The 6481-nt window shown below is 72.4% G+C and carries 7 protein-coding genes; 1 reads left to right on the forward strand and 6 read right to left on the reverse strand.

Annotation, left to right across the window (positions count from 1 at the left end; all coding sequences use genetic code 11):
• Nucleotides 1-168: 168 nt before the first annotated feature.
• Genes Van01_RS30995 through Van01_RS31005 form a run of 3 tightly spaced genes read right to left on the reverse strand, consistent with a single transcriptional unit; the run spans nt 169 to nt 1749 of the window.
• Entirely contained in the window at nt 169-693 is a 525-nt protein-coding gene (locus tag Van01_RS30995; protein WP_204015162.1) for a winged helix-turn-helix domain-containing protein, read from the reverse strand.
• 43 nt (nt 694-736) lie between these two features.
• Nucleotides 737-1231, reverse strand: coding sequence for a rhodanese-like domain-containing protein (locus Van01_RS31000; protein ID WP_204015165.1), 495 nt, complete (start codon nt 1229-1231; stop codon nt 737-739).
• Between the two features lie 59 nt (nt 1232-1290).
• The gene (locus tag Van01_RS31005; protein WP_204015167.1) at nt 1291-1749 is read right to left on the reverse strand and encodes a cysteine dioxygenase; all 459 of its coding nucleotides are present in this window, start codon (nt 1747-1749) and stop codon (nt 1291-1293) included.
• Between the two features lie 203 nt (nt 1750-1952).
• Between Van01_RS31005 and Van01_RS31010 the strand changes: the two genes are divergently transcribed.
• Complete coding sequence (locus Van01_RS31010; protein WP_204015170.1) at nt 1953-2342, forward strand: ankyrin repeat domain-containing protein; 390 nt, start codon at nt 1953-1955, stop codon at nt 2340-2342.
• A gap of 212 nt (nt 2343-2554) precedes the next feature.
• Here Van01_RS31010 and Van01_RS31015 read toward each other — a convergent pair whose 3' ends face one another.
• The 3 genes from Van01_RS31015 to secA2 all read right to left on the reverse strand — a co-directional run bounded on the left by Van01_RS31015 (nt 2555) and on the right by secA2 (nt 6359).
• Nucleotides 2555-3055, reverse strand: a complete 501-nt coding sequence (locus Van01_RS31015) for a DUF2231 domain-containing protein (protein WP_204015175.1) — start codon at nt 3053-3055, stop codon at nt 2555-2557.
• A 78-nt stretch (nt 3056-3133) separates the two neighbouring features.
• On the reverse strand, nt 3134-3874 hold the full coding sequence (locus Van01_RS31020; protein ID WP_204015178.1) for a GAF and ANTAR domain-containing protein: 741 nt from the start codon (nt 3872-3874) through the stop codon (nt 3134-3136).
• Nucleotides 3875-4064: 190 nt separating this feature from the next.
• Nucleotides 4065-6359 carry an accessory Sec system translocase SecA2 gene (gene secA2, locus Van01_RS31025; protein WP_204015181.1) on the reverse strand — a complete coding sequence of 765 codons (2295 nt, stop codon included), beginning with the start codon at nt 6357-6359 and terminating at the stop codon, nt 4065-4067.
• Nucleotides 6360-6481: the final 122 nt, after the last annotated feature.

Below are 6481 nucleotides of genomic sequence, written 5' to 3' on the forward strand. Positions count from 1 at the left end.
TCGCCAGTTGACCTGATACGGGGGGTGGGTCGACACCGTTCGCGGCCTTCGGGCGGGATGTCCGCACCCGCCGTGACGTCGGCTGTTCGCGCTCCCACGCCCAGGCCGTCACGCGAACGGGACAGCGGTGTCGACCCACGGACCGCCACGCGCCGCCGATGGGCCGGGTCAACCTTCGACGATCACCCGTGCCTCGTCGGCGAGGCGGTAGCCGACACCGTGGACGGTGGTCAGCAGTGGGCTGCCGGCGCCGAGCTTGGCCCGCAGCCGGCGGACGTGCACGTCGACGGTACGGGCCATCGCGTGGTCGTAGCCCCAGACCGCGTGCAGCAGTTGCAGCCTGGTGAACACCCGACGGGGCCGCTCGGCCAGGAACAGCAGCAGGTCGTACTCGATGCGGGTCAGCGGGATCGTCCGGTCGCCCTGGCGTACGGCACGCGGACCGGTGCGGATCCGGACCAGGTCCGGGTCTGCCACGGCGGCCGGGGCGTCGTCGGCCCGGGACAGTCGCCCCTCACCCGACTCGGTGATCTCGGCGAGCAGTTCGAGCAGCCGGTTCAGACGCGGGCTGACCGGGCCTGAACCGAGGTCCACGGTGATGGTCAGGGTTGGCCGGGTGCGCTGTCGCACCGGCCGGATCCGGTTGGTGTGGCGGGGTGGGTGCTGGCGCGGGCCGAGAGCGACGACGGACACGGTGGCCTCCTGGGAACACCGCCACGCCGACGGGCGGGGCGGTTCAGCGGGACGCCCGGCCGGCGGTCGCCGGGGGCGCGAGAACGGGCGGTGCGGCCGGTGGGGTGGGGCCGAGCACGGGCAGGCCGGCGACCTGCCAGGCGGCGAAGCCGCCGACCACGTCGGTCGCCCGGTGCAGCCCGAGGTCCTGAAGCGAGGCGGCGGCCAGCGACGAGGTGTAGCCCTCCTGGCAGAGGATCACCACGGGCAGGTCGTAGCCGACAGCCTGCGGCAGCCGGGCGGGGCACCGGGGATCCAGTCGCCACTCCAGCACGTTGCGCTCGATGGCCAGGGCACCCGGCACCGTGCCGTGCGCCGCCCGCTGGGCGGCGGGACGGATGTCGACGAGCAGGGCACCCGCCCGGTACGCCAGGTGCGCCCGCTCCGGGTCGAGTCGGTCGAGACGGGCGCGCGCGGCGGCGAGGATCTCGGCTATGCCCCGGGAGCCCGGGGGTGGCACCGGCACCGGACAGTCGGCGGCGGGTTCGATCTGCGACATGGGCGGTTCCCTCCAGGACATCATCGGGCCGGACGCGGGCGGTGAGGCCGGTCGGCGTCTCACCATGCCACGCCGGCTTGGGCCACCTCGGCGACCCGTAGCCGGCCCTGAACGAGCCGGTAGCGAGTCATCCGGTGCAGCGCCGGGCGGTAGACGTGGACGCTGACCGCTGGTTCGACGTGCCGGTTGGTCACCATGTGCACGTGCCGGGGGCCGAAGCGACGGCCGGAGCCGGCGGCGAGCAGGTGCGGACGCAGCCGGCCGCCGCTGACGGTCTGCTCGGTGAGGCTTCCCGAGACCACCAGGAAGGCGCCGGAGGAGCCGCCGTGGTCGTGCAGTTCGGTGCCCTGGCGGGGGAGCCAGCTCAGCGCCCACACCTCGTGGTCGTGGTGGGCGGCCAGCCGGGCGTACCACCGGGTGGCGGGGTCGAAGCGCAGCGGCACCGGCCAGCTCGCGGGGTCGGCGGCCCAGCGTCGGGCAACGGCGAGCAGGTCCGATTCGGTGGGTACGGAGGGCATCAGATCCTCGCGACGGTCGTCAGCGGTTGTCCCAGCCAGCTTAGACGGTAAAGCCTATAGGTTTAGTAGGCAATCCCGTATGGCGGGACGCTGTGGCACCCGATCGCGGCGGACGATCCCGGACCGACACGGCGGCCCAGCCTGAAGATCACTCGTCGGCTGGCGGTGGCGAGCGGCGCGCCGGCGCCGACTAACCTGTACCGGTGAGCGACGAACTCGACGCCGAGACCCTGGAATTCGCGCACCGGATGTTCGACCTGGCGCGCGACGGTGCGACCACGGACCTCGCCGGGTACGTCGACGCGGGGCTGCCGGTCAACTTGACCAACGAGAAGGGTGACAGCCTGCTGATCCTGGCGGCGTACCACGCCCACCCGGAGACGGTGCGGGCACTGCTCGACCGGGGCGCCGACCACTCCCGCGCGAACGATCGGGGCCAGACGGCGCTGGCCGCTGCGGTGTTCCGCAGCAACGCCGAGGCGGTACGCGCACTGCTCGACGCGGGCGCCGACCCCGACGGCGGCAACCCGTCGGCGGTGGCCACCGCCGAGTTCTTCGACCTGCCCGAGATGCTCGCCCTCCTGCGGGCTTAGGGGGGCTCGCCGCGTCGGCGCTCGCCATCCGGGCCGCCACTAGTCGCGCGTATCCCCAGGGTGGGCGTTCCTCGGTGGCCCGCCAGGTGAGCCAGTCGAACGCCCACCCCTCGACCGGACCGCGGCAACGCCTTGTCCGTCCCCCACGGCGGTCTCCCGCCTGCGGTGGGCACGCCGGGGCAGGACCGGCGCTCCAGGGTGGACAGCGGGCGCTACGGACGGGGGCGGACGACCTCGACGGTGGGGGCGTCGAGGCCGCGTACGATCTCGACGCTCGCCGCCTCGGGACGGCTGCCCTCGAAGTGCCGCATCAGCCGCGCACCGAGGTGTACGCCCACCCCACCGACGCCGAGGGCGAGCAGCTCGACGACCAGCAGCGCCGGGCCGGCGCCCCGGTTCGTCGCGTCCGCCCGGATCAGGCAGGAGAGCAGGAACAGCCCGGCCATGCCCGCGTTGACGACGTTGAAGCTGATCGCGGTGCGCCGGGTGCGGTCCGGCGGCACGTCCCACAGGTCCACCATTCCGGCGATCGCCGTCAGCGCCGCCGCCACCAGCGCGGCCACCGCCGTCCAGTAACCAACCTCGCCGAGGAAGACCGGACCGCCGACCACGTCGGCGAGGTCGAAGATGACGGCACAGACGAAGAGCCCGTACGGAAAGGTCACAAGCATCGGTTGGATGGGGTGTCCCTGCACCCGCAGCCGGCTCTGCATCTGGTCCCCCTGGGTAGGTTCAATCCATCAGCCCAGGGTGCTACCCGGGCGCCACCCGGGCCAAACGACACGCTCCGGTCAGTTGTCCCGGGGCCGGGAGACCGTGCTGACCAGCCGCTCCGCCACCTCACGGAGCGGGATCGACAGCGACGACGCCGCGCTGCGCAGCACGTCGAGGGCGTCCTCGGCGGGACAACCCCGCTGGGTCATGATGACGCCAACGGCCTGGCCGATCACGCCGTCGTTGAGCAGCGCGGTGTCCTGCTGCCCGGTCAGCGCGGCACGCTTCTCCCGGTCGCGAACCGCGGCCAGCAGCAGACCCGCGTGTTCGGCGAGCAGCATCGCGGTCAACTGGTGGCCGGGAGTCAGCGCGTCGGGTTCGGCGGCGTACAGGTTGATCGCGCCGATCACCTGGTCGTCGATGTCCACGGGTGCCGAGATCACTCCCCGTACACCCAACTCCCGGGCCCGGGGTGTCCACTCCGGCCAGCGGGGCTCCACACCCAACTCGTCCGCGCCGACCATCTCCCGGCGGCGGATCGCGTCCATCGCCGGGGTGTCCGCGCCGTAGCGCAGATCGTCCAGCCCGCTCAGCCGGGGATCGGAGGCGGCGACACCCGCCGGCTCGCCGGCCCGCAGGGCGGTGAAGCCGCACCAACTGACCCCCGCCAACGCCTCCCGGGTGATCTGGACCAGCGCGGACAGCGCCGCGTCGAAGTCGTCCACGGCGATCAACCCGGCGGTCATCTCCCGCAGCAGGGCAGCCGTCTCCAGCACGCCGAGCGTCTCCGCCAGCGGTGCACGCGTCTCCAGATTCACCGGCCTGCGACTCCCGTACGCCCGGTCAGCGTCGCCACCCGTCTCCTCCTCGGCTGGGCCCCCGCGCTGGCGGCCACCCTCGACAACACGACCGCCCTACTACCCACGCCACAACGGTCGAAACGGCGCAAAGCGGTGCCCCTCCCAGGATACGGGTGCCGCCGGGAGGGGCGTGCCGGACCAGCCGACCTCAGCGGGAACCGGCTCCGCTGAGCCGCCGCCCGACCGAGGCGATCAGCCGGTCCAGCTCGGAACCGAACGGGTTGTCGTGCACGAGGTACGTCCAGGTGGCGCTCGGACGGACCAGCTCCGCCGCGTCCGGCTCCCAGTCCTCGTCGAACTCGGTCTCGGCGAAGGTCGCCAGCGTCCGCGCCTCGATCGCCGGGACCAGTTCGGTGAACGCCGGAACCGCGGCCCGGTGGAACTCGTCGAGCGGATCGAGCCGGCCCAGGGCCCGCAGGTGCACGCCCTCGCGGACCTCCGAGAGCTCGGCCAGGTGCGACGCCCACAGCCGGTCGAGGTGGTAGAGGGCGATCGAGCGGGCGACCTGCGCCAGCAGGTCCTCGTCCATCTCGCCGGCCTTCTCCGGCATCTTGTCCAGCAGCATCAGCGCGGCGACGTCGCTGGTGAGCAGCCGCTCCCGCCGCTCGGCGAGCGCCTTGCGCTGCTGCTCGATCACCACGCTGTACCGCCAGGTGTTGCGGTGGATCTCGTGGTTGACCCCTTCCGCGACCCGTTGGGCGTGCTCGACCGCGTAGTCCACCTGCGCGTCGGTGACCAGGCCGTCGGCGTTCATCCGGGGCGACGGCGGCACCGAGTCACCGGCGTGGCGGACGACGAGGTCGTCCTCCAGGCTGACGAAGAAGACCGACCCACCCGGGTCGCCCTGGCGACCGGCCCGGCCACGCAACTGGTCATCCACGCGGCGGCTGTCGTGCCGGCCGCTGCCGATCACGTAGAGGCCGCCCAGCTCGGCCACCCGCTCCCGGTCGGCCTGGTCGCTTCCGCCGAGGCGGATGTCCACGCCCCGGCCGGCCATCTGAGTGGAGACGGTGACCGCGCCGAACGAGCCGGCCTCGGCGATGATCGCCGCCTCCTCGTCGTCGTTCTTCGCGTTGAGCACCACGCACGGCACTCCGGCGGCGTTGAGCCCGGCCGCCAACTGCTCGGACTCCTTGACGTCGAGCGTGCCGACAAGCACCGGCCGCCCGTCGGCGTGGCAGCGCCGGATCTCGTCGATCAGCGCCTCTTCCTTCTCCGCCCGGGTGGCGTAGATGCGGTCCGGCTCGTCGGCCCGGACACACGGGGTGTTCGGCGGGATCACCGCGACCTCCAGGCCGAAGAACTCCCGCAACTGGTCGCCGACGAGTACCGCGGTGGCGGTCATGCCGCACACCATCGGGTAGAGCCCGACGTACGCCTGCACGGCGATGGTGCCCAGCACCTCACCCTCCGCCGAGGCGTCCAGCCCTTCCTTGGCCTCGACCGCCGCCTGGAGCCCATCGGGCCACCGGCGGCGCTGGGCGACCCGGCCCCGCATCTCGTCGATCAGCTCGACGGTGCCGTCCCGGACGATGTAGTCCACGTCCCGGTGCAGCAGCGCGTGCGCGTGCAGCGCCACGTTCACCGCCGAGAGCTGTTCGACGTTCTCCTCGTCGTACAGGTCGATGCCGAGCTTGGCCTCGACGGCGGCCAGGCCGGCGGAGGTGAAGGCCACGCTGCGGCCGTCCTCGGCCACCGTGAAGTGCTTGCCCCTCCGCAGGCCGCGGACGAGCGCCGCGGCGGCGTGCACCGGGTCCTGTTCGCCCGGTACCGAGCCGGCGAGCACCATCGGCACCCGGGCCTCGTCGATCAGGATCGAGTCGGCCTCGTCGACGATGGCGGTGCGCAGCGGGCGCTGCACCCGGTCCTCGATGTCGGTGACGAGCTGGTCGCGGAGGAAGTCGAAGCCGGCCTCGCTCACCGACACGTAGGTGACGTCGCAGGCGTACGCGGCACGCCGCTCGATCGGGGTGGACGCCTCGTTGACCCAGCCGACGGTGAGCCCGAGCAGGGTGTAGATCGGCTCCATCCACTGGGCGTCGCGGCGGGCCAGGTAGTCGTTGACGGTGAGCACGTGCACCGGCCCGTTGCCGAGGCGGACGTGCCCGTACGCGGCGATCGCCGCGGTGAGCGTCTTGCCCTCACCGGTGGCCATCTCGGCGACCTTGCCGGAGAGCAGCGACATGGCGCCCAGCAGCTGGACATCGTACGGACGCTGGTCGATGCCTCGACGGGCCGCCTCACGGCCGAGCGCGCAGATCTCCTCGTAGCTCGACGCCGTCGCCGCCGCCTCGGTGAGTTCGGCGTCGTCGAACGCCGAGATCTCCTCCTCGCGGGCCTCGATGACCGGCAGCAGCTTCTCCAGCGGAGCCAGATCGACAGTCGTCCCCGGGCGCTGGAGGAACCGGCGGAACCTGGTCTTCAACCGTTGCGACACACCCATGAGCCGCAACGGTACGCGACCGAACCGATCTTGAACGTCCCACCCGACCCACCAGATCCCCGCGATCTTGCACTTTCGGCCCCGACATAAGGGATGTGCAGCACATAAGGGCGACCAGAAGG

It is taken from the genome of Micromonospora andamanensis (genome assembly GCF_016863495.1).
GTDB lineage: Bacteria > Actinomycetota > Actinomycetes > Mycobacteriales > Micromonosporaceae > Micromonospora > Micromonospora andamanensis.